The sequence below is a fragment of the Geomicrobium sediminis genome, assembly GCF_016908595.1.
Lineage (GTDB): Bacteria > Bacillota > Bacilli > Bacillales > Marinococcaceae > Geomicrobium_A > Geomicrobium_A sediminis.
The window spans coordinates 230,348-256,852 of sequence record NZ_JAFBEC010000008.1; the positions used below are offsets into that span (position 1 = coordinate 230,348).

Annotated in this window: 27 protein-coding genes; 8 read left to right on the plus strand and 19 right to left on the minus strand. The window is 41.5% G+C overall.

The window, feature by feature from the left end:
• Positions 1 to 3 precede the first annotated feature (3 nt).
• The 5 genes from JOD17_RS14755 to hemE all read right to left on the minus strand — a co-directional run bounded on the left by JOD17_RS14755 (position 4) and on the right by hemE (position 5,294).
• Positions 4 to 462, minus strand: a complete 459-nt coding sequence (locus tag JOD17_RS14755) for an ACT domain-containing protein (protein WP_042359425.1) — start codon at positions 460 to 462, stop codon at positions 4 to 6.
• Positions 463 to 485: 23 nt separating this feature from the next.
• The gene (obgE, locus tag JOD17_RS14760; protein ID WP_204698672.1) at positions 486 to 1,775 is read right to left on the minus strand and encodes a GTPase ObgE; all 1,290 of its coding nucleotides are present in this window, start codon (positions 1,773 to 1,775) and stop codon (positions 486 to 488) included.
• Positions 1,776 to 1,943: 168 nt separating this feature from the next.
• Complete coding sequence (gene hemG / locus JOD17_RS14765) at positions 1,944 to 3,329, minus strand: protoporphyrinogen oxidase (RefSeq protein ID WP_204698673.1); 1,386 nt, start codon at positions 3,327 to 3,329, stop codon at positions 1,944 to 1,946.
• A gap of 1 nt (position 3,330) precedes the next feature.
• Positions 3,331 to 4,260 (minus strand): ferrochelatase, encoded by a 930-nt coding sequence (gene hemH, locus JOD17_RS14770; protein ID WP_204698674.1) that lies wholly within the window; start codon positions 4,258 to 4,260, stop codon positions 3,331 to 3,333.
• The gene (hemE, locus tag JOD17_RS14775; protein ID WP_204698675.1) at positions 4,260 to 5,294 is read right to left on the minus strand and encodes a uroporphyrinogen decarboxylase; all 1,035 of its coding nucleotides are present in this window, start codon (positions 5,292 to 5,294) and stop codon (positions 4,260 to 4,262) included. The genes hemH and hemE overlap by 1 nt, the downstream gene beginning before the upstream one ends.
• A gap of 265 nt (positions 5,295 to 5,559) precedes the next feature.
• Here hemE and JOD17_RS14780 point away from each other — a divergent pair, with 265 nt between their 5' ends.
• Together JOD17_RS14780 and JOD17_RS21735 are read left to right on the plus strand one after the other, a co-directional pair.
• Positions 5,560 to 7,245: a methyl-accepting chemotaxis protein gene (locus JOD17_RS14780; protein ID WP_204698676.1), complete on the plus strand. Its 1,686-nt coding sequence runs from the start codon at positions 5,560 to 5,562 to the stop codon at positions 7,243 to 7,245.
• A gap of 7 nt (positions 7,246 to 7,252) precedes the next feature.
• Positions 7,253 to 8,935 carry a methyl-accepting chemotaxis protein gene (locus tag JOD17_RS21735; protein WP_204698677.1) on the plus strand — a complete coding sequence of 561 codons (1,683 nt, stop codon included), beginning with the start codon at positions 7,253 to 7,255 and terminating at the stop codon, positions 8,933 to 8,935.
• A gap of 146 nt (positions 8,936 to 9,081) precedes the next feature.
• Here the strand turns inward: JOD17_RS21735 and JOD17_RS14790 are convergent, their stop codons facing one another.
• The gene (locus JOD17_RS14790; RefSeq protein WP_239575562.1) at positions 9,082 to 11,241 is read right to left on the minus strand and encodes a transglycosylase domain-containing protein; all 2,160 of its coding nucleotides are present in this window, start codon (positions 11,239 to 11,241) and stop codon (positions 9,082 to 9,084) included.
• Positions 11,242 to 11,378: 137 nt separating this feature from the next.
• Positions 11,379 to 12,176 (minus strand): LiaF domain-containing protein, encoded by a 798-nt coding sequence (locus JOD17_RS14795; RefSeq protein ID WP_204698678.1) that lies wholly within the window; start codon positions 12,174 to 12,176, stop codon positions 11,379 to 11,381.
• 140 nt (positions 12,177 to 12,316) lie between these two features.
• Here JOD17_RS14795 and JOD17_RS14800 point away from each other — a divergent pair, with 140 nt between their 5' ends.
• Positions 12,317 to 13,495, plus strand: a complete 1,179-nt coding sequence (locus JOD17_RS14800) for a M20 metallopeptidase family protein (protein WP_204698680.1) — start codon at positions 12,317 to 12,319, stop codon at positions 13,493 to 13,495.
• Positions 13,496 to 13,629: 134 nt separating this feature from the next.
• Here the strand turns inward: JOD17_RS14800 and JOD17_RS14805 are convergent, their stop codons facing one another.
• From JOD17_RS14805 to JOD17_RS14815, 3 genes are read right to left on the minus strand one after another with little or no spacing between them, the layout of a single operon-like run.
• Positions 13,630 to 14,373, minus strand: coding sequence for an EcsC family protein (locus tag JOD17_RS14805; RefSeq protein ID WP_204698682.1), 744 nt, complete (start codon positions 14,371 to 14,373; stop codon positions 13,630 to 13,632).
• A 19-nt stretch (positions 14,374 to 14,392) separates the two neighbouring features.
• Positions 14,393 to 15,625, minus strand: coding sequence for an ABC transporter permease (locus JOD17_RS14810; protein WP_204698684.1), 1,233 nt, complete (start codon positions 15,623 to 15,625; stop codon positions 14,393 to 14,395).
• Entirely contained in the window at positions 15,622 to 16,359 is a 738-nt protein-coding gene (locus tag JOD17_RS14815; protein ID WP_204698686.1) for an ABC transporter ATP-binding protein, read from the minus strand. The genes JOD17_RS14810 and JOD17_RS14815 overlap by 4 nt, the downstream gene beginning before the upstream one ends.
• A 135-nt stretch (positions 16,360 to 16,494) precedes the next feature.
• Between JOD17_RS14815 and JOD17_RS14820 the strand changes: the two genes are divergently transcribed.
• The 3 genes from JOD17_RS14820 to JOD17_RS14830 all read left to right on the plus strand — a co-directional run bounded on the left by JOD17_RS14820 (position 16,495) and on the right by JOD17_RS14830 (position 18,812).
• Positions 16,495 to 16,929: an HIT family protein gene (locus tag JOD17_RS14820; protein ID WP_042413325.1), complete on the plus strand. Its 435-nt coding sequence runs from the start codon at positions 16,495 to 16,497 to the stop codon at positions 16,927 to 16,929.
• 51 nt (positions 16,930 to 16,980) lie between these two features.
• The gene (gene serC, locus JOD17_RS14825; RefSeq protein WP_204698688.1) at positions 16,981 to 18,087 is read left to right on the plus strand and encodes a 3-phosphoserine/phosphohydroxythreonine transaminase; all 1,107 of its coding nucleotides are present in this window, start codon (positions 16,981 to 16,983) and stop codon (positions 18,085 to 18,087) included.
• A 164-nt stretch (positions 18,088 to 18,251) separates the two neighbouring features.
• Positions 18,252 to 18,812, plus strand: coding sequence for an HTH-type transcriptional regulator Hpr (locus tag JOD17_RS14830; protein ID WP_204698689.1), 561 nt, complete (start codon positions 18,252 to 18,254; stop codon positions 18,810 to 18,812).
• A 15-nt stretch (positions 18,813 to 18,827) separates the two neighbouring features.
• Here JOD17_RS14830 and JOD17_RS14835 read toward each other — a convergent pair whose 3' ends face one another.
• Positions 18,828 to 19,370, minus strand: a complete 543-nt coding sequence (locus JOD17_RS14835) for a YpmS family protein (protein ID WP_204698690.1) — start codon at positions 19,368 to 19,370, stop codon at positions 18,828 to 18,830.
• A gap of 135 nt (positions 19,371 to 19,505) precedes the next feature.
• Between JOD17_RS14835 and JOD17_RS14840 the strand changes: the two genes are divergently transcribed.
• Positions 19,506 to 19,688 carry a hypothetical protein gene (locus JOD17_RS14840; protein WP_204698691.1) on the plus strand — a complete coding sequence of 61 codons (183 nt, stop codon included), beginning with the start codon at positions 19,506 to 19,508 and terminating at the stop codon, positions 19,686 to 19,688.
• 58 nt (positions 19,689 to 19,746) lie between these two features.
• Here JOD17_RS14840 and JOD17_RS14845 read toward each other — a convergent pair whose 3' ends face one another.
• A complete protein-coding gene (locus JOD17_RS14845) occupies positions 19,747 to 19,854 on the minus strand; it encodes a YjcZ family sporulation protein (protein WP_204698692.1) in 108 nt (35 codons plus the stop codon).
• A 307-nt stretch (positions 19,855 to 20,161) separates the two neighbouring features.
• Between JOD17_RS14845 and JOD17_RS14850 the strand changes: the two genes are divergently transcribed.
• Positions 20,162 to 21,085: a peptidylprolyl isomerase gene (locus JOD17_RS14850; RefSeq protein ID WP_204698693.1), complete on the plus strand. Its 924-nt coding sequence runs from the start codon at positions 20,162 to 20,164 to the stop codon at positions 21,083 to 21,085.
• 36 nt (positions 21,086 to 21,121) lie between these two features.
• Here the strand turns inward: JOD17_RS14850 and JOD17_RS14855 are convergent, their stop codons facing one another.
• The 7 genes from JOD17_RS14855 to JOD17_RS14885 form a co-directional block, all read right to left on the minus strand.
• On the minus strand, positions 21,122 to 21,394 hold the full coding sequence (locus JOD17_RS14855; RefSeq protein ID WP_042359411.1) for a sporulation YhaL family protein: 273 nt from the start codon (positions 21,392 to 21,394) through the stop codon (positions 21,122 to 21,124).
• 127 nt (positions 21,395 to 21,521) lie between these two features.
• The gene (gene yhaM, locus JOD17_RS14860) at positions 21,522 to 22,460 is read right to left on the minus strand and encodes a 3'-5' exoribonuclease YhaM (RefSeq protein WP_204698718.1); all 939 of its coding nucleotides are present in this window, start codon (positions 22,458 to 22,460) and stop codon (positions 21,522 to 21,524) included.
• Positions 22,461 to 22,499: 39 nt separating this feature from the next.
• Positions 22,500 to 23,843, minus strand: coding sequence for a HAMP domain-containing sensor histidine kinase (locus tag JOD17_RS14865; RefSeq protein WP_204698694.1), 1,344 nt, complete (start codon positions 23,841 to 23,843; stop codon positions 22,500 to 22,502).
• Positions 23,840 to 24,520 carry a response regulator transcription factor gene (locus JOD17_RS14870; protein ID WP_204698695.1) on the minus strand — a complete coding sequence of 227 codons (681 nt, stop codon included), beginning with the start codon at positions 24,518 to 24,520 and terminating at the stop codon, positions 23,840 to 23,842. The genes JOD17_RS14865 and JOD17_RS14870 overlap by 4 nt, the downstream gene beginning before the upstream one ends.
• A gap of 142 nt (positions 24,521 to 24,662) precedes the next feature.
• Positions 24,663 to 25,262: an LSm family protein gene (locus JOD17_RS14875; protein WP_204698721.1), complete on the minus strand. Its 600-nt coding sequence runs from the start codon at positions 25,260 to 25,262 to the stop codon at positions 24,663 to 24,665.
• A gap of 125 nt (positions 25,263 to 25,387) precedes the next feature.
• On the minus strand, positions 25,388 to 26,164 hold the full coding sequence (yidC, locus tag JOD17_RS14880) for a membrane protein insertase YidC (protein ID WP_204698697.1): 777 nt from the start codon (positions 26,162 to 26,164) through the stop codon (positions 25,388 to 25,390).
• A gap of 29 nt (positions 26,165 to 26,193) precedes the next feature.
• On the minus strand, positions 26,194 to 26,463 hold the full coding sequence (locus JOD17_RS14885; protein WP_204698699.1) for a hypothetical protein: 270 nt from the start codon (positions 26,461 to 26,463) through the stop codon (positions 26,194 to 26,196).
• Positions 26,464 to 26,505 lie beyond the last annotated feature (42 nt).

Sequence of the window (26,505 nt, forward strand, 5' to 3'; positions counted from 1 at the left end):
CATCTATACTCCAGCAGCGCCAGAGCCGATGATTTCTACTTTTTCTACTGCTTCCATCGCTTTTATATCTGCCATCAGTTGTTGAATTTCCACATTGACCATGCTCGTATCGACGGTGAGCGTAATATTCGCTCGACCGCCGAGTGGGATCGTCTGGTTAATCGTTAGCACATTTGAATCGGTATTCGCTACAATTCTAAGCAAATTCGACAATGCACCAGAGCGGTCAGCAAGATGAATTGAAAAGGTAATGATCTTCTCTTGAATCATCGTATGAAATGGAAAAACTGCATCACGGTATTTATAAAATGCACTTCGACTTAAATCCACTTGTTTAACGGCCTCACCGATCGTTTCAGCTGAACCGTTTTCTAATAATACTTTGGCTCGTAATGTCTTTTGCATTGCCTCGGTCAACATATCTTCTCGAACAAGATAAAATTGATCAATTTCTTCTGCCATAGCCCTCACCACCAAAACATTACTTATTCATCGATAAATTCAAATTCAATTCCGGCAAGACGCACGAGGTCGCCATCTTTGGCTCCACGTTCACGTAGCGCCTGGTCAACACCCATTTGTCTCATCGTACGAGAGAAACGTCTCGCACTTTCTGTACGGTTTAAGTCAAGCATGACAATTTTACGTTCAAGCTCTTCACCAGATAACACATACGTACCCTCATCATCGCGTGTAATGACGAACGGCTCTTTTTTCGTGTATTTATATAACACACCTTCTTGCTCTTCTTCACTCTTCTCAAAAGCGTCGATTTCAGGCGCATTTTCAAGCTCATTTACAATCGTTTCAATAAGAGCATGTAACCCTTGACGGTTTAGTGTAGATAGTCGATAAACCGTGACATTGTCATCATCCAACTTCTCAAGAAATGCATTGAGTGTCTCTTCACTATCTGGCATATCCGTCTTGTTTGCTACGACGATTTGTGGGCGCTTTGTGAGCACCTCATTGTACGCTTTAATTTCTTCGTTGATCGTTACGTAATCTTCGTAAGGATCTCGACCGCTCAAACCTGAAACGTCAATAAGGTGAACGAGTACTTTTGTACGTTCAATGTGTCGTAAGAACTGGTGACCAAGTCCAACGCCTTCATGTGCACCTTCAATTAATCCTGGAAGATCAGCAAGTACGAAACTGCGTCCGTCTTCTGATTGAACAACACCAAGATTAGGTTTAATTGTCGTAAATGGGTAGTCTGCAATTTTAGGCTTTGCAGACGTTGCTACAGATAAGAATGTTGACTTCCCAACACTCGGGAACCCGATTAATCCTACATCTGCGAGCAATTTCAATTCGAGAATTAATTCTCGTTCAATTCCTGGTTCACCGTTTTCTGCATGTTCAGGTGCAGGGTTCTTCGGCGTGGCAAAACGAGTGTTCCCAAGTCCACCACGTCCACCTTTTGCAACGAGAGCTTCCTCGTTGTGTTCTGTTAAATCAGCAATAACAGCGCCTGATTCTTTGTCTTTTACGACTGTACCTGGTGGCACGAGAACGATCGACGGATTCGCATTCTTTCCGTGTTGGTTCTTTGAACGACCGTGCTCTCCACGATCTGCCTTAAAGTGCTTTTGGTAACGGAAATCCATAAGTGTACGTAATCCTTCATCAACACGAAAGATTATATCGCCACCTTTACCTCCGTCCCCTCCTGCAGGACCACCATCTGGTACGTACTTTTCACGGCGAAAGGCAACCATCCCGTTTCCACCATCGCCAGACTTAATAAATATATTTACATAATCGATAAACATCCACGTTCACCTCGTTCATTAATGTCATTATTGTAACACAAACCATAGGGGACAGTCCCCCGCTAGAGTACAACGTTACCGCACTGGGGGACTGTCCCCCAGCACGTTAAAGCGTCGGGGGACTGTCCCCTCTGCCAATGAAAAAAGGAGGGCTATGAGACAGCCCACCTACTGTTTATCATTATTTTTCACTTGATTTACGATTTGATTCGTCGCATTTATCCCTTGTCGTACGCAATCAGGCAAACCGACACCATCGTACGAAGCGCCCGCTAAAAGCACGTAGGGATACGTATCGTTAACTGCTTCTCTCCATTGTTGTACGCGCTGTTTATGACCGACTGTATACGTTGGCATTGCTTCTTGCCACCGTTCAACATCATACCATAGAGGAATGCCGTTAATCTCGAGCATTTTGCTCAAGCCTTTGATCACTTGTTCAACAATGACGTCATCGCTCTCGTTGACAATTTCCTCTTGCCCTGGCCGTCCAACGAACGATCGAAGTAAGACGTAACCGTCTGGTACGGCTGTTGGCCATTTTTTATCAACAAACGTTACGGCTTTAATGACGGTGTCGTTCCCTTTTGGTACGAGAAATCCAGTACCATCCGCCCGTTCACTTACATCACTTTCACGAAACGCAAGGGCAACCGTTGCGACCGACGCACCTCGTAGACGCTCTAACCGCTCAGAAAGTCCGTCTTCAACAAATGTAGTGGCTGCGACCGGTTGCGGGACCGTCATAATGACAGCATCCGCAATTTCTTCATGCCCGTTCTCAAAACTGAGTCGATGTTGATTGCCATCACGCTCAATTGAAACGAGCTTATGATCTTTATGAATCGACGCTTGATCTAGCCTGGCTTCTAACGCTTCTATAACCGTAATAAGCCCGTTTTTAAATGTACGAAACTGCCCAGTATTCGTCCCCGCTGTAGGCTGTTTCTTCTGAATTGCTTCACTCGCTTTTATTAAGCTTCGATGCTTAGTAGCAAGTGCTTTAAATTGAGGCAATGTAGACTCTAGACTTAATTCATTTAAAGAACCTGCATAAATCCCTGAAAGCAAAGGTTCTAACAAGCGGTCAACCATTTCATCACCGAAACGGTAACGAAACAACTGCCCTGCCGCTACATCTTCATCCAACTTTGCTTTTGGCTTAACAAGATCCAATGACGCTCGCATCTTGCCTTTAGTTGAAAGTAACGAAGTCGAAAGCAACGGCTTTAAACTTGAAGGGATCCCCATTGAAGACGGCTTTGGAATTGGATGCAACTCTTCGTTATACAAAATAAACGCTTGTCCTGTTTCATTTGTGACGAGCTGATCTTCAATGCCTAATTCAGACACGAGCGCCATTAATTCGGGCTTTCGAGCTAGAAATGAGTCCGCACCTCGCTCAACGACAAAATCCTCTCGATGATAAGACCGGATCTTCCCACCGAGCATCTGACTTGCTTCAAAAAGTTCAGCATCAACTTCAGGATGTTTGCTCAACTCATAAAGGGCGGAGAGCCCCGTGATCCCTCCGCCGATAATCGCTACTTTCATTTTAGCGACTGTATTCCAATTGTTTTAATACCGCATCTGCAAGTCCGTCAATAAACAACGATTTAGCATTAGGCATTGGTGGTCGCTCGTAATTCACTTGTAGATCATCAGTGACAACTTTGCACTCATAATCGTTGTCATAAAGAACTTCCAAATGATCAGCGACAAAACCAAGTGGGCAATAAACAAACGTTTCATAACCACGGGCTTCATATAAATCACGTGTTAAATCTTGAACATCTGGTCCTAACCATTTGTCGGCAGTGTTCCCTTCACTTTGCCAGCCAATTTCATAGTTCTTTACGTCAGCAGCTTCTGCAACGAGACGACTCGTTTCTCGCAATTGATCAACGTAAGGATCGTTATCCGCAAGAATTTTCTCCGGGAGGCTATGAGCAGAGAAAATCACGACAGAGTTGTCACGACCAACACGATCGAGCGTTTCCTTTAATTGATCAGACCAATATTTAATAAATTTAGGCTCCGTATACCAGCTTTCAACGGCATGAATCGTTGGACCATCAATTTCTTCGGATTTCTTTACCGCTCGTCCATTGTATGATTTCACACTAAACGTCGAATAGTGTGGCGCCAAAACAATGCTAACAGCCTCTTCAATGCCGTCTTTTTTCATACTCTCAACGGCATCTTCAATAAATGGATCAATGTGCTTCAATCCAAGATACGCTTTGTATTCAATGTCTGTTTCTCTTTCATTCAAACGATCTTCGAGCGCTTGCATTTGCTCATTTGTAATACGAGCGAGAGGAGAAACACCACCAATCGCTTCATAGCGATCAGTCAAATCTTGCAATGCTTCGTCTGATGGTTTTCTTCCGTGTCGAATGTGTGTGTAGTATGGTTCGATTTCGTCTTGGCTTCTAGGTGTACCGTAAGCCATAACGAGTAAACCGATCGTTTTCTTGCTCATTATTGATTCCTCCCGCTGTATTCGTGAACAAATTGCGTTAAACGTCTTAACGTATCCGGTAAAATTGAAGGCGTAACACCGTGACCGAGATTAAAAATAAAGCTCGGGTCATTTTCTGTTTCATCAAGTATTTTCTTCGCCCGCGCTTCAATTGTGTCCCACGGAGCTAATAAAATAGCTGGATCTAAGTTTCCTTGCAACGTCTTTTGGATACCCATCTCTCTCGCTTCTGTTACAGAAGTACGCCAATCTAGACCAATAACATCAACGTCTAAGTCATTCCATTCCTTAAGCAAGTGTCTCGTTCCTACACCGAACGTAATCAATGGAATGTCTTCTTTTTTAAGCTCTGAGAAGATTTTCGCCATCGTTGGCTTTACAAATGTACGGTAATCACTTGCACTTAACGTACCTACCCAAGAATCAAAGATTTGGAACGCTTGAGCACCTGCCGCAATTTGTGCTTTCGCATACGTAATCGTAAGGTCACTAAGCTTATCCATAAGAAGATCCCATTCTTCTTTGCTTCCATACATCATCGCTTTCGTGTTTTCATACGATTTCGATGGACCGCCTTCAATCATGTAACTTGCCATCGTAAATGGTGCACCAGCAAACGTAATCAACGGTACATCCAATTGCGTTCTGAGCAGTTTAATCGTTTCAATGACGTGTGGCACATCTACACCTGGGTCAAGTGAACCTAATCGTTCAATATCTGCTTTATTTTTAATTGGATTATGAATGACTGGACCGATACCGCTTTTGATTTCCACATCAACGCCAATCGCTGGGAGTGGTGTCATAATATCTTTATAAAGAATTGCCGCGTCATTGTTGTACTGGTCAACTGGAAGCTTTGTTACATAAGCGCAAAGCTCAGGGTCTTTTGTAATTCCAAATAATGAGTACTTCTTTTTCAATTCCCGATATTCCGGTTGTGAACGTCCAGCTTGTCTCATGTACCAAACTGGTTTTGTCTTCTCTCCTACACCATTTGCTGCACGAAGAAAACGATCATTAAAAGCTCCCACAAATAAACACTCCTCTAAACAATCCCTTTAAACATTAAATGATTTACCGATAATAGTATTAGTGCTATGTATGCCTATTCCCATAGCATACCCATTCTTACACGTAAACGTACGCCAAAATGAAAGTTTTACGATAGAAAATCAAAGTCCTATACCTTTTTACCATATAGAAGAATGATTGTCTTGTGTAGAACCTTGGTAAAACGTTCATAAAATCGTAGAAGAATGTCACATTTAAAATGAACTAAAAAGGGGGGATTTGGATATGAAAGGGAATGGAACTAGCTTGAAATCAAAAATGTTTCTTGCACTCACGTTTATAATTTTTTGTTTTTTGCTCGGATTTCTTCTTATCTTTCTCTTAATTCGGCAAATGGATGCACAAGTTGAACAACTTAGTGAATGGAACGATTACGCGTTACAAGCACAAGAAGTTTCTTCCACATTCCAAGAAAAGTACATCTTCATTAACAACATTTACTTGTATGATGAGCCTGACTATTCACGTTTTCATACACTTGATGAGCGCATGGATACAATTTTGCTCAATTTAGAAGCAGCAATTGAAAATGAAGAAGCACAATCAGCGCTAGAACGTTTGCAGTTTTTTAATGAGATGTTTAATACGAGAGTACAGCAGTATGTGACGCTAGAAATTGTACCAAGTTCCAGCACCCTTGATGGTTTCGGCTATTTAAATGCTGAGATGCGTACGTATGCAAGTGAGTTAGAAAGTTACTTTAACCTTAATGCAGAGCGATCCGAACAAGAAATGCAAGCAGCGATGCAACAAGCAGTGATTGGAAGTTTACTTGTTTTTGTTATAGCTACGAGTATCGGTTCTGTGATCTTTTGGGTCGTTGCACAACGAATATCGACGATTATTCGTAAAATTTCAAATCGCGCAAGACGTGTAGCAAGTGGTGACTTATCCAGGGCTGACCTCCCTGTCAAAGGGCGTGATGAATTGTCTCAGCTCGCACAAAACATCAACCTTATGACGAATCAACTTAGATCGATGATTGTTAAGTTATCAGGAGCCAGCCAAACGATCACTTCTTCGTCACAAGAGCTCGTTGCGACGACTACAGATGTCAATTCAGGTGCTGAAACAGTGACAAACTCGGTGCAACATATCGCTGAACAACAATCAGAATTGCACGAATCGATCAATCGTTCAAAACAAACATTTACGATAATGGATCAAGAAATCGTACATGCTGCATCGTCACTACAAACAATCGTGACAGACAATGAGCAATCGTATGACCAAGTCGTCTTAGGACAAAAGAAATTACAACAGTCCGTTGACCATATGCTACACATTAAAACCCAAAACGATCACCATGAAAAAACAATCGTGGAATTAAATCAGGCTGTAGAAGACATCCACCATGTTGTCACTAACATTAAAAATATTTCAAATCAAACGAGTTTGCTTGCATTAAATGCGAATATTGAAGCTTCCCGTGCTGGACGTTCTGGTAGAGGGTTTGCTGTCGTTGCCGAAGAAGTCGGTAAACTCGCATTAGAAAGTGAACATGCAGCGAATCAAATTACGGAAACGATTTCTTCGATGGCAGAAAACATTCAGTCTTCCACTGTTCAATCGAAAAAAAGTACAGATTTAATTACAGAAGGGACATACGTCCTTGACGAGTTGGCAACGACTTATGCTCAATTTTTAGAAGCATTTCAAACCGTACAAGCAAGGTCGCTTACGATTCACCGTTTTGTTTCGGCTGTTAAAGAACAAAGTGCTGCCGTCTCAAACGAACTATATTCCATCCAACAATCGTCTGAAGATGCAACCGCAAATAGTACGATGATTGCAGCAACAATTGAAGAGCAAACGGCTACGATGGATGCCATCACTTTTGCTTCTAAAGAATTGGCAACAATTGTAGAGGACCTTGAGAAGCTCTTTACACAATTTAAGCTTTCATCATAACAAGGGGGTGGAGATCATTCGCTTACGGACGATTCGCTCGAAACTGCTATCCATACTGTTACTACTCACATTTTGCTTTCTAATTGGGTTTTTAATTATTTTTGTTTTATTACAAAATGCGTCTTCGCAAACCGATGAAATTGGCTTTTGGAATGAGCTGGCACGTGATGCCCAAGAAACAACAACGACGTTTCAACAAAAATACATTATCGTTACAGAACTCACCGAAGGAGAAGATCCAAACTTCAATGAATACATAGCGTTATCTGAACAGATGAACGAACTCACTTCCACCCTCTCAGAGCATGTCGATGGCCGAGAAGAAGTTACTTCTGTAAATCGATTAGAAATGCTTAATCAAATGTTTGACACTCGAATGTCTTCTTATATTGAAAGTAGCACGATCCCAAGCGAACAAACGTGGCAAGGATTTGAGTTTTTGAGTTCAGAGATTATGGATCATGCGAACATTTTGGAAGATCATTTTCTCGTACAAGCAGAGCATGCATCAACCGAAAGCTTTGAAAGCATTCGCTCCATCGGCGTTGTCGCAATCATTGTTAGTATTGTTGCGACAGTGATCGCAGGAAGCATTTTCTATCGCTTTACGACTCGAATGACGTCAAAAATTAAACGATTGTCCACTCGGGCATCGACCATTGCTTCTGGTAATCTTGACGGATCACCATTGCCTGAAGACGGTAACGATGAATTATCGAAGCTTTCAGAAGACCTTAATGAAATGAACCGACACTTAGCCGGGACGATGAGCAACATGACGACTGCAAGTCGTTCATTATCATCTTCAAGCCAAGAATTAGCCGCTGCTGTTCAGCAAGTAAACGCCGGTTCAACAGACATTGCGAGTTCGGTGCAAGAAATCTCCGACGTGCAAACGTCGCTTAACGAACATATTCAGCAATCCAATACTCGGTTTACTACGGTACACGACAACTTACAAAACACGTATACCGAGGTGCAATACGTTTTACAAACGAATGATGAATCGAACAATAAAGTTGCGGTCGGCAAAGAAAACTTAGAACGATCACTTCAGAAAATGCAAGCCATTAAAAATCAACACGAACAAACTGAAAAGACGATCCAACTTGCAAAACAATCTTCAGACCAGGTAATTACAATTATTAATCACATTTACGATGTAAATAGCCAAACGAGACTGCTTTCATTAAATGCAAACATTGAATCGGCTAGAACGAAACAGAGTGGTGAAGGATTTTTAGTCGTAGCGAAGCAAATCCGTGATCTCGCTGATGAAAGTGAGCAATCTTCGAAATCAATTAGCAAGACGTTGAAAGAAATGAACGACAAAATCGACAATACGATCACTCAAACGACGATTAGTAAAAAACAAATTGATGAAGGCCAAGAAACGTTGCTTGACTTATCTGATACGTTTAATCGCATTGAACATACGATTCAATCAACGAAAGAAATGGCTGCCAATATTGAAACGTTAATTAGAGAGTTGCAATCGAGTAGCACGAATGTTCTCACTGAGCTAAAAACGATTCAGTCAAAATCAAAGTCAACAATGATGAACGGCCAATCCATTTCACGCGCGATTCAAGAACAAGCGTCTACGGTTGAATCCATTACGATCACCGCTGACGAGTTACAAAAAGTCTCGATCGATATTGATGATCAATTGCAGCAGTACCGCTCATAATGATCATGTAAAAGCACAGGAGTTGTAGTGATTACACCCGCTACACGCTTAGGTAGCCTCTGTGACAAGTCTGAGCACACAATCATTAAGTGAACGTACCTCCACAACACAAAACCCGTATCCACGAAAAGGATACGGGTCTCTTTTTAGAACAGTGACATAAATTGGACACCGGCCACATTAGACGGCTCACCTTCTTGACCGGTTTGTGGATTGTAAGGAACGACCATATAGTCATTTAAAGAAAACACATTGGCACGGTTCACCGTGTACGTTCCCTTACCTGTGACTTCTCCGACCTTACTTGCTTCTCCACCTTTAACTTCATAAATGTTGTAGACGAGACGATCATCTTCAGCTGCCGTCCACCTTAGTTCAACATTTAAAAACCCTTCTCCTTCTAACGTTAGCTCCGCATCTAAATCATCGACTTGCGCTAATTGTACCGGTGATTCAAGATCTTGCACACCATCTGGTTTCATAAACGCAACGCCTTGTTCAGTGACTGGCTCAGTATTCACTAACTGCTTAAACAGTCTCGTAGGGTATGCACTGCCTTCTTGCAAATGCTGCTCTTCTGTTGTGCTGTCATAGCCCATCCATAAAGCGCCAGTGTATTGCGGGGTGTAACCGACAAACCAAGCATCACGGTTGGCTCCTTCTACACCTTCAAAGTTCGTTGTCCCCGTTTTCCCTGCAAGTGCATGGTTCGTCTCACCCGGTCGGCCTGTCCCTTCTTCTACAGCGCCTTCTAACATCCGAGTCATGTACCATGCATTCTGCTCACTAAGCAGCCGTTGCTGCTCAATTGCAGGTTCAATTAAGTTGTTTCCTGACTTCGTTCTAATTGAAGAAATAAAATACGGATCTGACTTTACACCGCCGTTAGCAAATGACGTATACGCAGAAGCCATATCTAATGGTGTCACGCCTTCAGACATCCCGCCAAGAGCAACAGATAGGCCCTCGTCTTTAAACGGCGTTACAGCTTCGTTTGCCCATTCTAGACCTTGATCGATTCCCATTTCATTTAAAAGCCACACAGCAGACGTGTTTGTTGATTGCACAATCGCATCTCGCATCGTAATGTTCCCTTGATACTCGTTTGTTACGTTACTCGGGCTATAATCCCCGTACTCGAGCTTTTCATCTTTCAGCATTGAATAGGGTTTGTATTCGCCACTCTCAAGTGCAGGTGCAAAAACTGATAACGGCTTAAATGATGATCCAGGCTGTCGCTTAATCGTCGTACGGTTCAACCCTTTCCGAACGTAATCTCGTCCCCCTTGTACGGCTTTTACAGCACCAGTGTCATTATCTAGCAATACATAGGACGCTTGTACTTGCTCACTCTCACCAGGAAAGTTGCCGTTCTCTTGAAAAGCTTCGTATGCTGCCATTTGTACATCTTTATGAATCGGAACTTCAATTCGGTATCCACCTGTTAGTATTTGTTGTTCAGATATGCCGTGCTTTTCAATGCTTTCTGTAATGAGCATATCCACATACGTAAACCAAGCCGGGTGCATGTCAGGTTCTGTGTGTAAATCGGTTTGAATCGCGGTTTGAGCCGCGGCTTCTCTCGTTTCGTTGTTAATATAACCATGTCGTTCCATGAGCGCAAGCACCGTCCCACGACGCTTTTCTGCTCGTTCAACATCCGATGCTGGAGAATAGTTATACGGCGCTTTAGGAATTGCTGCAAGAAGCGCCCCTTCAGCAATTGTTAAGTCTTTTGCGCTTTTGCCGAAGTATTGCTCAGACGCTCGCTCAATTCCATACACTCCGTGTCCGAAATAAATTTGATTCAAGTACATCTCAAGTAGCGTATCTTTTGAAAACTGTCGCTCAAGATTCATACTGATTAAGACTTCTTTCGTTTTTCTCATGAGCGTTTTTTCATTTTCTAAGTAGACATTCTTCGCAAGTTGTTGGGTAATCGTACTCCCACCTTCTACTGCTGCACCCGCTAGAATATCTCGGTAAAGTGCTCGCCCAATCGCTATAAAATCCACACCTTGATGATCGTAAAAGCGATGATCTTCCACAGAGATAAAGGCGTGTTGAACATGCTCTGGAATTTCATCGATCGATACATTCTCACGGTCTTCAATGTACAATCGAGCAATTTGATCCCCTTGCTCATCAACAACGGTCGTTGTTTGCGCAAAATTCAACTTGTCTTCATCCGTTAATAAGTTGCCAGCAATTAACGCACTCGCATAACTTCCGAACGCTAATACGAATGTCGATAAAACTGCAACAATACTTATAAAAACATATTTATTCATTTTTTTTGGTTTCATCGTTAGCTTCCTCCAGTACACGTAAAACAAGGAGCCTTTTACTAGTTAAATGTTACATGCTTACCCTATTATAGTACAATAAACTTGGCAAAATCATGTAAACTGGTGGGGAAGACCTCAAATTTTGTAGAATAAAGCTAGAAAAGTCCTGCGCTTTTTTTCTCTTTTTCAAGCTTTAATCGAGAGCTTCCGAGAACGTTAATGAGCTTAATATGAATATGCCCTAAAGACGCTTGGTCCGTACCAAAGCGTAACGTCTTTTGTTTAAACATCCCCTCAAGTGATCGATTAAATGCACGGGTCGACCCCATCACAATATTCGATTCAACTTCAACTGACCAATCGCGCGGAACGATAATCCGCACGTCACCGAACGTATTTAAGATGGATAATTCCAGATGATCATGCTGAAGGTCCGCACGTGTAAGATCTAAATGTAGCGTTCCGAAAATCACATTGAAGTTTGTCTCATCACCTAGCGTAAAGGCTTGTTTTTTATACTTTTCTTCATCAAAAATAATCCATTGTTGATTTGGAATTTGTTCAATGTTGTTATCAAATGACTCACGGCTTTCCTGACTGAATTTAGCTGATTCATTTAGATCATCCTTCTCACCTGCTGCTAACCGGTCCACATCAATTTCTTCTGTATTTGCTTTGAAAAAGCGCACACCAATAATGTACAGAAGCGGTGTGAACAAGAACAGAAATGATGGAATCGGCACCCACGGGCTAGCCGCGAGCCCTGCAGCCAACACACCGAAAAGATAAGCACTCATCGGTTCCTTACTCATTAACAACCACGTAAAAATCATGGCGCTAATAAGAGGTACTATAAATCCAAACGCTGTTATACCTAATAAGGTTACATTCAAAAAAATACTACTAAACAATATGATTACGAACACGATGTGTAACGCCGATTTTGTCGTCATGTCTTACCTCCATATGAGTTGCTACGATAGTTACGTAACAACGCTCATTTAAGTTTCAGATTTATTATAATATTGCGCTTCGGACATTGCTAATTTTTTTCCTATGTTACAATAGACAGATACTTAAGGAGGAATCCACGATGCAAGATAAACTGTTCCAATTATTAGACAACCACTTTGACGAAATGGTCGAAATTCGTAGACATCTTCATGAAAATCCAGAAGTTTCATTCCATGAAACGAACACTGCTAAGTACATTGCAGATTATCATAAAAAATTAGGAAATGAAGTTCAGGAACATGTCGGTGGCAACGGGGTCGTTGCTAAAATAAGTGGCAAAAATCCAGGACCTGTCGTTGCCCTTCGTGCCGATTTTGACGCCCTACCAATTCAAGACCAAAAAGATGTGCCGTATAAGTCAAAAGTAGACGGAGTGATGCACGCTTGCGGTCACGACGGTCACACAGCGACGTTGCTCATCTTAGCAAAGGCGCTAAAACAAGTTGAAGACGAGCTTCACGGAACGGTCGTATTCCTTCACCAGCATGCAGAAGAGTTATCACCTGGCGGTGCTGCACCGATGATTAAAGACGGAGCCTTAGATGGTGTGGACGTTGTATTTGGAACGCATCTATGGTCACAAGATCCCCTTGGTACAGTTCAACATTGTAGCGGCCCTTTTATGGCATCTGCTGACCATTTTACGATCAAAGTAAACGGTAAAGGCGGTCACGGTGCTCTTCCACATACGACAAAAGATGCCGTTGTCATCGGTTCACAAATCGTAAATAACATCCAAACGATCGTCGCCAGACGTGTAAACCCTCTCTACTCTGCAGTAGTTTCGATTGGCAAGTTCATTGCTGACAACCCGTACAACGTCATTGCAGATTCAGTCGAAATGGTCGGAACCGTTCGTACATTCCAAGAAGATGTTCGCAATCAAATAGAACAAGATATCTTTGAAATTGCAGAAAACACAGCAAAAGCCTACGGTGCAACTGTTGAATATGACTATGGCAGAGGGTATCCTCCTGTCGTTAACCATGCAGCAGAGACGAACTACATCGCGAAGATCGCTTCTAGCATTACAGATGTCAATGGCGTGCATGAACGAGAACCTGTACTTGCAAGTGAAGATTTCTCTTACTACTTACAAAAAACGAAAGGTTCATTTTTCTTCACCGGTGCAGCATTTATGGACGGAAGAAACAATGCGCCTCACCACCATCCCCTCTTTGACTTCGATGAGCGAGCGATGCTCGTCGCAGCAAAGACACTCGCAAAAGCAGCAATTGATTATTATAAAGAATCATAATGAAAAGGCAGTCCAAATGGACTGCCTTTCATTCTTGACCCCGGCAAGCTCTCCTCTATGTTGGGATTAGCCAAACGAAGCAAGCAAATGCCAAAAAGAAAAAACCCTGATTCTCAGAACCAGAGCTTTCTTCTTTATTGTTTCAATTGGTCTTGAAACCAGCGAATCCGGTAACAGTATTGTGCAGCTTCTCCGAGTTGAATGAGTAGTTGATAATTAATTGTTGCACCGACAAACAATCCGAACCCTGGGATGAGCTGCAATGTCTTAGGTACATCGATGAAGTCTCGATATTCCAGTTGGAACGTTACCCAGTCAATCGCTTGGTCAATCGTTAGTTCTTCTCCAAACTCGTCAATAAACGTCTGCCACTGCTCCATTCTCGCTAACGTTTCTCGTTGTGTCGTGCGGCTTGAGAAGGCCATTTGAAAAACGTTTAGCAAAAACAAACGTTCATCGACACGCTTCGGATCATAGCCATATATCTGAGCGGTTGTGAATAGAAAGCGCATTTTTATGGCAAGTAACATCGGGAAGTCACTCATACCAAGGAGTATGCCTCCAGCACCTGTGCCCGCTCCTTCTAAGCTTGCAGTTCTGCGGTACGAAACGATTGCTTTTTGTAACGCTTCGTCTCTTTGTTCTAATGACATGTGTTGTAGCGGTTCTTTCTTTTGGACGTATTCACTCGTATTCATCGTCGTATCAATCATCTGTCGTATTGCATTCCCGATGGTCACGTGTACTTTGTCAGGAACGTACCCGTTCATTTTTGATTGAAATGACTTTGTCCAATCTTTGACCATCGATGGGTTTTTTGCCAGTTTGCGTTTCCAAGCATTTAGCTCCATAAGAGCTTCCTTTTCATATGCTTCCATTGCAACGTCCTCCCCGTCATTAAGATAACGCGTGTAGTGATTGTTTAAACCATTTAGGAAGTTGAACTTTAACATAAGCAATGACCATTAAAAGCATCATAAACAATGCAATCATACTATAGAAGATCGACCAAGATGTGATAAACGTAATGATCGTAAACCAAATCGATTGAATGACCATGACATTGCGAACGAGCGATTGAACCGATTGTTGCCTCACTTGTTCAGGAACTGGATATAGTTCAGGCCAAACCATCGTCTTATGATGATGGTAAATCGTCACCAGTTGTGATCCTGTAATGTACGTGAACAAAATCGCAATAACGACGGCTAGTCCTTGAAGGTCTTCTGGTGTTGCGTAAATTAACAGCGCTCCTACAATGGCTAACCGAATCATAATACCGAAATAATCACCAGAACGTGCAAACGTTTTACCGTACAAAAATACGTACGTATTGCTTTGCTTTGTCACTAAGCGATTCCATTGATTCGAAAGGATGCTTCGTCTTCTTATTCTTGCCTTAATGTGTGGAACATCAACGAAAGCATTCGCAAATGTGTAAAACGAATTTAGCCGTTCTTCCTCTAATGAAATTAACTGATCCCATTTCAAACGGTATTTCTCGTGTAACGGTCGATAATATCCGAAAAAGAGTAGAATCATGACAACCCCTACAGCAAGCACGAACCACCACTCGAGCATAAATACGAAAAACACAAATACGAGGTTTACCACGAATCGTAGCCATCGCAACTTCCACTGTTGAGAAACGTACTGGTACCTTAGCTCCGACCAATAGGCAAACACATTCCATCCTTTCGCTGCAATTAGAATAAGAAATGTAATGAGTAATTGATTAAATTCACCAATTCGGTCGGTATAAAGGGGTCCGAGTAAAAACAACACGAGCGCAAGTACGATACTTTGCATGAACCAACTATAACGGAGTGCGCTTTGTAAATAATGATTCATCTTTGCTTCCATAGGTAGCAAGTAAACGAGATCGCCCGTTTGGAAAAACGTCCGTACAGACGTCTTCGTCAACATAAAAGCAAACAAGACAGCTAGAACTTGTACGACTGGAAATGTGCTTGGAAGCCAGTCCAAAAACGAATTATAGTAAATGCCGATGATGAGTACGATCCCACCGATGGCAACCATTAAACCGCTATTTGCCATGAGCGTTATGTAGCGTCTACTCACTGACCAAAACTCTCTAGCCCTCTCTTGCCACAATTGATCAATACTCATCGATCATCTTCCTTTGTCATTTCAACATAAATCTCATCAAGACCTGCGTTTGGCATGTTGGCTTGTGTGCGAAGTTCAGCAAGCGTCCCCTTTAAGTAAACCGTGCCGTGGTGTAACAATACGAAACGATCACAATACTTTTCTGCCGTAGTCAAAATGTGGGTAGACATTAAAATGCCTGCACCACTATTTTTCATTTCGACCATTTGGTCGAGTAGTGACTGGATTCCGACAGGATCGAGTCCGAGAAATGGCTCATCAACAACATACAGCTCTGGTTTCACTAAAAACGCACACATAATCATGACTTTTTGGCGCATCCCTTTCGAGAAATTACTCGGAAACCAGTGTTTCATTTTTGCCATTCGGTATGTTTTCAATAGCGATTCGGCTCGCTCTTCCCAATCGGTAAGATCATATGCCATCGCTGTTAAACGAAGGTGCTCCCATAACGTTAGTTCATCGTATAAAATTGGAGTTTCAGGGATAAAGCTCATCGTTTGTCGATACGTATCTAAATCATCTGCAATCGTCTTCCCATTTAGCGTAATGGCTCCATCTGTCGGCTCTAACAATCCTAAAATGTGCTTGATCGTCGTACTTTTCCCCGCGCCATTCAAGCCAATGAGACCGACAATCTCACCGCGCTCAACGCCAAACTCGACCTTCTTAATGACAGGCTTATTCGGATTATAGCCGCCGGAAACGCTTTGAACGTGTAGTAGTTGTGTCATTGTGTCCCTCCATATCTTGCCAATATGTTTATTGTACCCTTAACCTTTAAAATTGAAAACGGATGTAAGTTTTGAAGTGTGAATTAACGACAGATTTGCTATAGTAGACTTACAAGTAGTAAAGGAGGACTCACATTGTCTGCACACGAAGAAAACTGTGTATTTTGTAAAATCATTGCAGGAGACATCCCATCAACAAAAGTATACGAAGATGAAAATTGTGTGGCATTTTTTGATATTAGCCAAGTAACGAAAGGTCACACGCTCCTCATTCCAAAAACGCACGAAGAAAACATCTTCGAGTTACAAGAAGAAACGGCTGCAGCACTCATGAAAAACGCACCTAAAATTGCCAGAGCGTTAAAAGAACAATTTGGCAGTGTCGGTATGAACCTCGTCAACAATAATGGTGAAGCTGCCTCTCAAACGGTATTTCACTATCACCTTCATTTCATCCCACGTTACGGTGATGATGAAATTTATTCGAACTGGGATCAAAACCAAGGTGACAAATTAAGCACAGACGACATGCAAAAAATCGCAGCGCAATTACAAACACGACTGGCGTAATTGATTAAGAAGGGTGACCACCCTTCTTAACTCAATGGAAGGAGAATGAATATGCCTAGAGAAAGAATACATAATTTCAATGCTGGACCTGCCGCTCTACCTGAATCGGTTTTACGAGTGGCTCAAGATGAGCTACTGAATTATAAACAAACAGGCATGTCCATTATGGAACATAGCCATCGCGGGAACAGTTACGAGCAAGTGCATGAAGAAGCAAAGACGCTTATTAAAGAGCTTATGAATATTGACGATCGTTATGAAGTTCTTTTTTTACAAGGTGGTGCTAGTCATCAGTTTGCGATGATTCCATACAACTTTTTAAAGCGTGGCACGAGAGCGAACTACGTTTTAACCGGTTCATGGTCAGAGAAAGCTAAAAAAGAAGCAAATTATATCGGGCAAACGTATAGTGGTGCTTCGTCTAAAGCCGATCATTACACTTACATTCCAGCTTTTGATACGATTAAGACGAGTAAAGATGACGCTTATGTTCATTTGACGTCTAATAATACGATTTACGGAACAGCCTGGAAAGATTATGAGCCTCTTAAAGAGTGGAATGCCCCAGTTTTTGCAGATATGAGTAGTGACATCTTCAGTCGTCCAATTCCGGTTGATCATTTTGACTTGATTTACGCAGGAGCTCAAAAAAACCTTGGACCGTCTGGTGTTACGGTTGTAATCGTTAAACGCGACTTAGTCGAGCGCTTTACAGAACATGCGGAACAACTTCCAGCGATTATGCGTTATCAAACACATATAGAAGGAAACTCGTTGTATAACACCCCTCCGACGTTTGCGATCTACATGATGAAAACTGTATTAACTTGGATCAAAGAACAAGGTGGCCTTGAAGAAATGAAACGTCGCAACGAGCAGAAAGCTGCGCTTCTTTATCATGCGATTGACGAGAGTAACGGGTTTTATAAAGGACATAGTGACAACGCGTCTCGTTCATTAATGAACGTCACATGGATGTTACCGACTGAAGAGTTAACAAAGCAGTTTTTGACAGAAGCTTCTGAAAAGCTCTTTAGCGGATTAAATGGGCACCGCTCTGTAGGAGGAGTACGAGCTTCGATTTACAATGCTGTCCCTATGGAATCTTGTGAAGTTTTACAAAATTTCATGGACGAATTTGCGAAAAAGCACCGATAAAACAGAAATATCTAAAGAAAACCACAATGAATTTCAAAGACATTGTGGTTTTCTCTTCCATTTTAAATACTTTTTACCTATACTAAAGCTAAGACATCTTTTTACAATATTTATAAAAACTTCTGAATCGTGTAGTGAAATGACACAAATTGTGGAGGACTGTTATGGACCAGGCTAGAAAAGATTGGGAACAATCGCTCGCTTTTAAGCATCGTCTTGCGTATTTGAGCAAAGCACTTTGGAAGTCAGTTGAGAAAGACTGGCAACGATGGCTACAACCCCACGGGTTAAACATTAATGAACATCAAATTCTTTGGATTACTTATCAATTCGGCTCACCTGTATTATCTGAAATTGCTAAATATGGTGTAATGCACGTTTCAACAGCGTACAATTTTTCGAAAAAGTTAGAAGAAAGAAACTTAATTGTTATGGGGAAGCAAGAAGAAGACCGTAGACATACTTATGTTCAATTAACTGAACAAGGCAAGTCTCTGTTCTTAAAGACGATGGAATCCTTTTCATCTGAATCGCATGATACGCTCCAAAGCACACTTCCACTGAAGAGTTTATATGGTAAATACCCAGAGTTCTCTGAAGTGGCTACTGTTGTCCGCCATATTTACGGTGAAGATTTCACAGATCAATTTAACACACTTACACTTGAAGAAGAGCCTACGCCTCTCATATCTGCAAGCTCTTCTCCACGTATAGCGCCTCAATGACATTGAGGCGTTTTTTTAATAATTGCCTCGAATCGTAATTTGACCGTCTTGAAACGATTCAGCTTGTATAACTAGATCGTTGTCTAATTCAATTTCTGTAAGACGAACATCAATAACACCTTCGTTTGCATTTACATAAATCCAGTCTGGGAAGTCAGCCGCCTCATCGACGAGTCGAAGAACTGTACTTGCTGGTAACGATAATGCACCAACTGAAAAGCCATCTTCTATTAAACGGATATTGCCGTTCTCCGTTATTTTTGGGATAAATTGAACTTGAATGTCCACATTCATACCGAGTACTTCATACGTACTTCGTAAACGTAATTGACCTTCCTCGCTATCCAAGGTAAATGGTTCATCAAACTCTGATTCAATGTAGCGATTCACCCGCTCTAAATCTGTTTCTACGGTGAATAGAGGTACAAGTCTATCTTCAACCTGTCGTTCTTCTGGGATCGCTTGCTGGTCGGATGATGATGTAAGTAGTAAAACGACAACAAGGAAGCCTCCGATGATGATTGCAAGTAACGCGAAAAAGGCAATCTTCCATTTCATGTATGTGCACCTCATTTCATTGAATTACCCCTTACTTTACACGATTCATAGCAACGAGTCGAAAAAATTGTATTGCTATCTTTTTTCCTTAAATTTTGGTACAGTTGTTGAAGATAAGGGTTTGGAGGTCTATGGATGGAAGTCATTTTATTTATCTTTTTTGCTGCGGGTTATTTGCTCGTCATTAATTCAATGACGAATGCCATGGTCGTTCAAAAAGAAATTGCAGAAGAAAAGATTCCGAGCATATTTACGACCATAAACGTATTAATTATTATTTTACTAACCTCTACGTATGTACGGTTACTTATTATTTAATATGCACGAAAAAAAGGAAGGGATTTTGAATCCCCTCCTTTTTTTAGTATAACGGCAATTAGCAGCCGCCGTATCCTCCCCAAGATGCACCGATGATAACAAGAAGGATGAAAAGAACCACTACTAATGCAAATCCTCCGCCGTAACCATATCCACCGTAACTCATGATCAAATCTCCCCTTCTAGAAGTATATTGGTCTGAACAGGACAATATCTCGAGTGAAACGACGTTGTATTTGTGTCTGTTTCTCTCTCCCATTCTTAAGCTATCTTATGTAGAAGTGGCGAGTTGGATTGGGCGATATACCTAGAAAAGCATTTTTTCTTATTCTTCTTTATGGTATAGTTATGGTTGTCTTGAGAAATCTTACCTGTATATTCATGCTTACGCTACTTAGAATCGCTGGGGGGCGTCTTGTAGCCTAAGAACATAGATCTTATTATGGATGATTACACATGAGGGAGTGTTTGTTTTGAAGAAGAAACACCTTATGGTTGCACTAGGGATGACATTAGTGCTTGCCGCATGCAATAACGATGATGAGCAAAACAACGCTACAGACGTTGATGAAAGTGCCGATATCGCATCAATTAATGATGAGACGATTACAGAAGGCGAATTCGTTTCCTATATGAAAAATGAATTCGGTGAGATGGCCTTTAATCAAATGATACAAAGTTACGTCTTTAACCAAGCTGCTGATGAACTCGGTATTTCTGAAGAAGAAATTCAAGCAGAATTAGATGATGTGAAAGAACAGTTCGGTGTAGAAAGTGACGAAGATCTCTTGGAAATGTTGCAAATGCAACAAGTACCTGTAAGTGATCTTGACCAACTTAAAGAAGACTTTATTATTCCACAAGTTGTCATTGATGAACTTCGTTTCCAAGACGTTGAGATTAGCGATGAAGATCTAGAAACATATTATGAAGAAAATCAGGACAGCCTCCACCAAGTGGAAGCTCGTCACATACTCGTTGAAGATGAAGAAACAGCTGAAGAAGTCATTGCTGAGCTTGAAGGCGGCACAGACTTTGAAGCAGCTGTAGAAGAATACTCAGAGGATACTAACAGCATTCCAGCAGGCGGAAACGTTGGTTTCTTCCCGCGTGAAGGAGTTATGGAAGAGAACTTCTCTGAAATAGCTTTTGAACTTGAAGTAGGTGAAATTAGTGAGCCGGTTGAATCGAGCCTCGATTACGGATATCACATTATTGAAGTGCTAGATCGTCATGACTCATTTGAAGACGTTCGTGAAGATATTGAAGCGATCCTCACCGAACAAGAAGCAAGAAGTCCAAATGAAGTTGTTGAAGAGCTTATGAATGAAGCTGACATTAACATCTTAGAAGATGACTATGAAGAATGGTTTCAGCTACCTGAACCGATGATGTAAGTACAAAGACCACGACGAGTTGTCGTGGTCTTCTTTTTAATGATTATGTTCCATTCTACGTTTCTTTTCATCTTCCATTCTACGAATATAAACGCGCCCTTCTTGTTCAATCCATTCATCGGATACTTTCTTCTCTTCTAATGTTGATTTAATCCACATGTATCCAGATGCGACCGCTGCCAATACGACGACAAACACCCACCAAGGTAATGATGTTACTGCTGTATCAGCAGTAAATCGTTGTACGATTGCAAGTACGACAAACAAGCCCGCTAACGTCAATAACATTCGTTTTGAACGAATTTGCATAAGTCCACCCCTTAACACTTGTCCAAGTCTTTACTAATAAAACTATGTAGGAGGACAGTCGCTTATGACAACCAAATCACATAACTAAAAAAGCGATCCGAGCAACGAACTGCTCAGATCGCTTTTCTTACATTGATTTTGGTCGATAAAAGGTACGATTCTCAAGTGGCATAATGCGTTCACTAAACGTTCCAGGTTCAACCTTTTGTAGTGCTCGGTCCATCATGTTCATCTTCGCATCTAAATTATCAATGTAATGAATGATTTCCGCCTCACGAAGTAGTGGTGGTTTCGGACTTCCCCACTCTCCTTTTCCATGATGACTAAGAACGATATGTTCTAAGAGCATCACTTCTTCGCCTTCAATCCCAAGCTCGTTTGCTGCTTGATGGATTTCTGAAGCGATAATTGAGATATGCCCAATGAGCTTTCCTTCAATCGTATACTCCGTATCAATCGGTCCCGATAACTCACGTACTTTCCCAAGGTCATGCAAAATAATGCCAGCATATAATAGATCCGTATTTAACGACGGGTACAAATTGGCAATTGATTTCGCCAAGTGCAACATGCTTACGACGTGATAAGCGAGTCCTGACATAAATTCATGATGGTTACGCGTTGCTGCTGGTGCTTCCATGAATTCTTCTTGATATTTTTTGACGAGGTGGCGTGTTAGCCTTTGCACATTGGCGTTTTGAATATCAAAGATATACTGATTAATCGTCTCTTGCATATCTCTTTTTTGTAACGGTGCACTTTGCACCAGATCTTCTAAATTCACTTGATCACTTTCATTCGCTGGACGAATGCTAGCAATCTTAAGTTGTAAGCGTCCTCGATAATCAAACACTTCTCCTTGAACAAGCACAACGGTTTTGCCTACATACTTTGATTCATCTTCTTGAGAGACACCCCAAAGCTTTGCTTCAATCTCACCTGTATCGTCTGAAAGTCTAAGCGTTAAAAACGCTTTTCCGTTACTTGCAATTCCGCGAACAGATTGCCTAATGAGCATATAGCGCTCAATTTTATCTCCAACTTTTGCATAAAAGATTCCTTTCATCGTCAGTGACAGAGCCAAAAACTCTGTGCTCCTCCTCTCCTACTCATGATCAGGGATTGTCATTTGAAATGATACCCTACCTTTACTATTGTCAACATGATGTTCCCCGTGATGCAGTTCAACGATTTGCTTCACAATTGCAAGCCCCAAACCGTATTGACCTTTATTCCCTTTTCTAAATGGATCAAAGATCGAATGTCGTTCATCTTCAGGAATTGGCTCTCCATCATTCTCAACATACAGTGTAACATGGTGCAACGACTGCTTGGCACTAATCCAAATGCCAGTTTCTGCATACCTCATCGCATTTTCGATGAGGTTTTCGAGTAGAATTTGTATTTGCTCTAAATCACCATAGAATTGTATTTCTGCTCCTTGGATGACAAAGGAAAGGTCTGGACGTTGGATTCGATATCGTTCCTCTAGACGATAAGCCAATTCACCAAACGAAATTCGTTCACGGTTAATCGTCTCCGTTTTCATCGCCCCAAGTTTCGTAAAGTAGAGCATATCCTTTACACGCTTGTCCATCCGATTTGCTTCTTGCAAAATTACATCCATTGATTCTTCTACTGTATTCTTCGGTAAAATCCCATCTTTCACAGATTGGGCATACGTTTTCACGACCATAATTGGCGTTTTAAGCTCATGTGAAGCGTGTTGAATAAACGTCTTCTGAGCTTTATCATGACGGATCAAATTCTGTCTCATTAATTCAAATTGGTCCGATAGCTTCTGGAAATCTTCATCGCCTTTCCAATGAAAAGGTTCTTTCCAATTTCGTTTTGCAATTTGCTCAAAATGATTACCTAGAAGTCGCAAAGGTTTGCGCAAATATCGTGTTAGCCAAATGGCTGGTAGCAAGGTGAACGCTGTTGTTAATATCAACAAGTAAACAAAGTTCCCCCATAAACTGTTAATTAAGCTATCACGATAAGAATCCCACATGAACGAAATAAGATAATTCTCGTTATCTTCACTATTGAATTGTTTAATCACATAAAACAATGTGTTGCCTTCAAACGTTAGCTCATACCGCTCAGTATCACCTTCTTGAGAGACCGCATTGTTAATAATCGTATCAATCGCATCAGGCGGAATGGCATGTAATGTTAACGGCCGAACGACAGAATCCTCAATAAGTAAATGCCCCGTTTCACGAAGCTCTGGATCAATAAATGCACTTTCTTCATCAATTTCAACGAACTGACCACTAAACGGATTAATTTGGCGATTCTGTGCTTGTTCAATAATGCGATACGTTTCTTCCGTTAACGTTCCTTGAATGTACATCGGATAAATAACAGCCATTGAAACGGCAACAAGAATGAGCAAAGCTGCAAATGACAGCCAGATCCTTCTCGTTAAATTCATGCGAATCATGAGGAAAGAATCCTATACCCAAAACCGTACAATGTTTCTAAATGAATACGCGGCATCTTTTTGCGTACACGTCTGACAACATCATCCACAGCACGCTCAGAGCCGAAGTAATTTTCTCCCCATACTTCTTCAATAATATCTTCACGCGATAACGCTTTTCCAACTTGTTCAGTTAGAAGGAGAATAAGATCCATCTCCTTTGTAGTTAAATCAACCGGTTGCTCTGGTTGATGATTATCCGTAACTGTACGTGCCTCAGCGTCGATCGTATAATCGTTAAGCTCAATCTTCTTGCTCTCTTCGGATTCTTGTCCGTAAGTACGAGTTAACAATTTTTTCGCTCGTATGATTAACTCTTGAGGCAAAAACGGCTTTGAGATATAGTCGTCACTTCCCATTTCAAGACCTAACACCCGGTCGAGGTCTTGGTCTCTTGCAGAGATAAAAATGACTGGAATATCGCCTTGCTTCTCACGAATGTTCTTTAAGATTTGATAACCGTCTGTACCTGGTAACATAATATCAAGTACCCAGAGATGAGGGGTTTCTTCGACAGCTTCGTTCGCTTTATCCCCATCGTGGAATAGTTGGACAGTCCAACCTTCTCTTTCCATATAGGCTTTCAGTGCCTCTGATAAATTCTGTTCATCTTCAACGAGAAATACGGTATAACTCATGGATTGCCACCCACTTCTGTACTCAATTTTTAAATTAGACGAGCAATTAACGTTCATATTGCTTCCTATCCATTTCAATTATCGCCTTTTACAGCTTTAAAAACAAGAAAGAACTGTCAAATGACAGTTCTCAGTTAACATACTAAAAGATTAAAGACAAAGCTGCAAGACCTGCTAAAGGAAGCGCGATTCTACGAAAGCGTCCTCCCCCATAAAAAGGCCCTGGACCGTATCCATATCCAAAACCTGGTCCGAAGCCACCAAAAATTCTCGCATCTTGTTGATGGGATCCTTCTGGAGTGAAACGCATATTTTCATAAGCATGTGCCGGATAATGCTCATTCATCCAATTTTGCATCGACTCATTGCTTTGAGATTGGTGACCTTGATTCATGTGATGGTTGTGCTCATCATGTTCCATGTACCCATGATTGTGTCCTTGATGATGATGGCCTTGACCTCCATGATGGTGGTGACCTCCGTGGTGGTGGCCTCCGTGATGATGGCCTTGACCCCCATGATGGTGGTGGCCTCCGTGGTGATGACCTTGACCTCCATGTTGAATATACGCAGCGGCTACTTCCTCTCCATCCGCTACATTTTCAGGGACTAATAAATAGACGTGTTCATCATCGACACTCTCTAAAAACCCTTGGAAGGTCTTTTCATCAAACATCTGAACGTGCACGTTCTGTCCAACGTGTTGCACACAATGATCGTATTTTTGTTTCATAGAATCCATTATAATCGCCTACCTCCTTCTACCCACTACGCTATTCACAAATGAAAGATTGGTGAGTAAAAAACAAAAATCCTCGCCTTCAAACACCACACTCTGCTCTGGTGTTGAAGACAAGGACTTCTCATCTATTGTTCAGTAGCGACATCACTACTTGCCTCATTACGCTTATCACGCATTTGAATGACATACGTTTGGATGATCATAAACAAACTTCCTGTTGCCCAGTAAAGAGATAGTGCAGACGGTAAAGCGATCCCGATAAACACGATCATGACCGGCATAATATATTGCATAATCTTCATTTGAGCAGCCATCTCTTGCGGCAGTTGTCTCGTGCTCAGTTGCATTTGCAAATACATGAGTACCCCGGCTAGTGCAGGCATAATGTAATACGGATCTGGTGCTCCTAAATCCATCCATAGAAAACTGTGTGTTGCAATTTCTTCCGTTCGAATGATAGCGAAGTAAAACGCCATTAAAATCGGCATTTGAATGAGGATCGGAAGACACCCCATTAACGGGTTAATGCCACTTTTTTGATAGAGCTGAATCATTTCTTGCTGCATTTTCGCTTGATCTTCTTGCTTTTTTGGATCGTACTTTTCACGAAGCTTATCCAACTCAGGTCTTAGTTTTTGCATAGCCTTACTGCTTTTTTGTTGTTTCAAGAACAACGGCAAAATCGCCAACCTTATGACGACCGTCATAAGCATAATTGCAAGTCCATAACTGCCGTTAAACAGCTCTGCAGCTTGGATGATTAACCACGAAAGCGGAAATACGAAAAAGTGATCCCATATGCCTTCACTTTCAGAAGTAATTGGTGCTTGGTCCATTCCACAAGCGGTTAATACTATTAGAGCTATAACGAGTAACGTTATCATTTGTAATCGTCGTTTCATTTCATTTCCTCCTTCGTTTTTACAACACGTTAACGAGTATGAAGGAAAGAAATTTCATCATCATCAGATGCATGATCCGCAAGGGACGGTACTTTGCGCTTAATGATGCTAAATGTCCGTCTAGGGTTGAGACTATGAGCTTCTAAATCTTTACTTTGATAACACCGTTGGTGAACATGCCGTTCATCCCATACGTATGCAAACTCGATAAATAATCGAATCTGCAAACCGAGTAGCGCAATTTGTGAAAGCAACAACATAAACGTAAACCACTCAGTATCTGATATCATTTCAATCATAGTCTCACCCCTCTCTTGTCAGTTGCTATGCAATTATACCAA

What these genes read in the sequence shown, in the direction of transcription:
- JOD17_RS14865 (WP_204698694.1), bottom strand. Translation starts at nt 23,843, where the DNA reads ATGATTCGCATGAATTTAACGAGAAGGATCTGGCTGTCATTTGCAGCT.
- hemH (WP_204698674.1), bottom strand. Translation starts at nt 4,260, where the DNA reads ATGAGCAAGAAAACGATCGGTTTACTCGTTATGGCTTACGGTACACCT.
- JOD17_RS14830 (WP_204698689.1), top strand. Translation starts at nt 18,252, where the DNA reads ATGGACCAGGCTAGAAAAGATTGGGAACAATCGCTCGCTTTTAAGCAT.
- yhaM (WP_204698718.1), bottom strand. Translation starts at nt 22,460, where the DNA reads ATGAAAGGAATCTTTTATGCAAAAGTTGGAGATAAAATTGAGCGCTAT.
- JOD17_RS14795 (WP_204698678.1), bottom strand. Translation starts at nt 12,176, where the DNA reads ATGACGACAAAATCGGCGTTACACATCGTGTTCGTAATCATATTGTTT.
- JOD17_RS14815 (WP_204698686.1), bottom strand. Translation starts at nt 16,359, where the DNA reads ATGACACAACTACTACACGTTCAAAGCGTTTCCGGCGGCTATAATCCG.
- JOD17_RS14885 (WP_204698699.1), bottom strand. Translation starts at nt 26,463, where the DNA reads ATGATTGAAATGATATCAGATACTGAGTGGTTTACGTTTATGTTGTTG.
- JOD17_RS14790 (WP_239575562.1), bottom strand. Translation starts at nt 11,241, where the DNA reads ATGAAACCAAAAAAAATGAATAAATATGTTTTTATAAGTATTGTTGCA.
- JOD17_RS14875 (WP_204698721.1), bottom strand. Translation starts at nt 25,262, where the DNA reads ATGGATTCTATGAAACAAAAATACGATCATTGTGTGCAACACGTTGGA.
- JOD17_RS14755 (WP_042359425.1), bottom strand. Translation starts at nt 462, where the DNA reads ATGGCAGAAGAAATTGATCAATTTTATCTTGTTCGAGAAGATATGTTG.
- JOD17_RS14835 (WP_204698690.1), bottom strand. Translation starts at nt 19,370, where the DNA reads ATGAAATGGAAGATTGCCTTTTTCGCGTTACTTGCAATCATCATCGGA.
- JOD17_RS14810 (WP_204698684.1), bottom strand. Translation starts at nt 15,625, where the DNA reads ATGAGTATTGATCAATTGTGGCAAGAGAGGGCTAGAGAGTTTTGGTCA.
- serC (WP_204698688.1), top strand. Translation starts at nt 16,981, where the DNA reads ATGCCTAGAGAAAGAATACATAATTTCAATGCTGGACCTGCCGCTCTA.
- yidC (WP_204698697.1), bottom strand. Translation starts at nt 26,164, where the DNA reads ATGAAACGACGATTACAAATGATAACGTTACTCGTTATAGCTCTAATA.
- JOD17_RS14800 (WP_204698680.1), top strand. Translation starts at nt 12,317, where the DNA reads ATGCAAGATAAACTGTTCCAATTATTAGACAACCACTTTGACGAAATG.
- JOD17_RS14840 (WP_204698691.1), top strand. Translation starts at nt 19,506, where the DNA reads ATGGAAGTCATTTTATTTATCTTTTTTGCTGCGGGTTATTTGCTCGTC.
- JOD17_RS14805 (WP_204698682.1), bottom strand. Translation starts at nt 14,373, where the DNA reads ATGGAAGCATATGAAAAGGAAGCTCTTATGGAGCTAAATGCTTGGAAA.
- JOD17_RS14855 (WP_042359411.1), bottom strand. Translation starts at nt 21,394, where the DNA reads ATGCAAATTCGTTCAAAACGAATGTTATTGACGTTAGCGGGCTTGTTT.
- JOD17_RS14845 (WP_204698692.1), bottom strand. Translation starts at nt 19,854, where the DNA reads ATGAGTTACGGTGGATATGGTTACGGCGGAGGATTTGCATTAGTAGTG.
- JOD17_RS14870 (WP_204698695.1), bottom strand. Translation starts at nt 24,520, where the DNA reads ATGAGTTATACCGTATTTCTCGTTGAAGATGAACAGAATTTATCAGAG.
- obgE (WP_204698672.1), bottom strand. Translation starts at nt 1,775, where the DNA reads ATGTTTATCGATTATGTAAATATATTTATTAAGTCTGGCGATGGTGGA.
- hemG (WP_204698673.1), bottom strand. Translation starts at nt 3,329, where the DNA reads ATGAAAGTAGCGATTATCGGCGGAGGGATCACGGGGCTCTCCGCCCTT.
- JOD17_RS14780 (WP_204698676.1), top strand. Translation starts at nt 5,560, where the DNA reads ATGAAAGGGAATGGAACTAGCTTGAAATCAAAAATGTTTCTTGCACTC.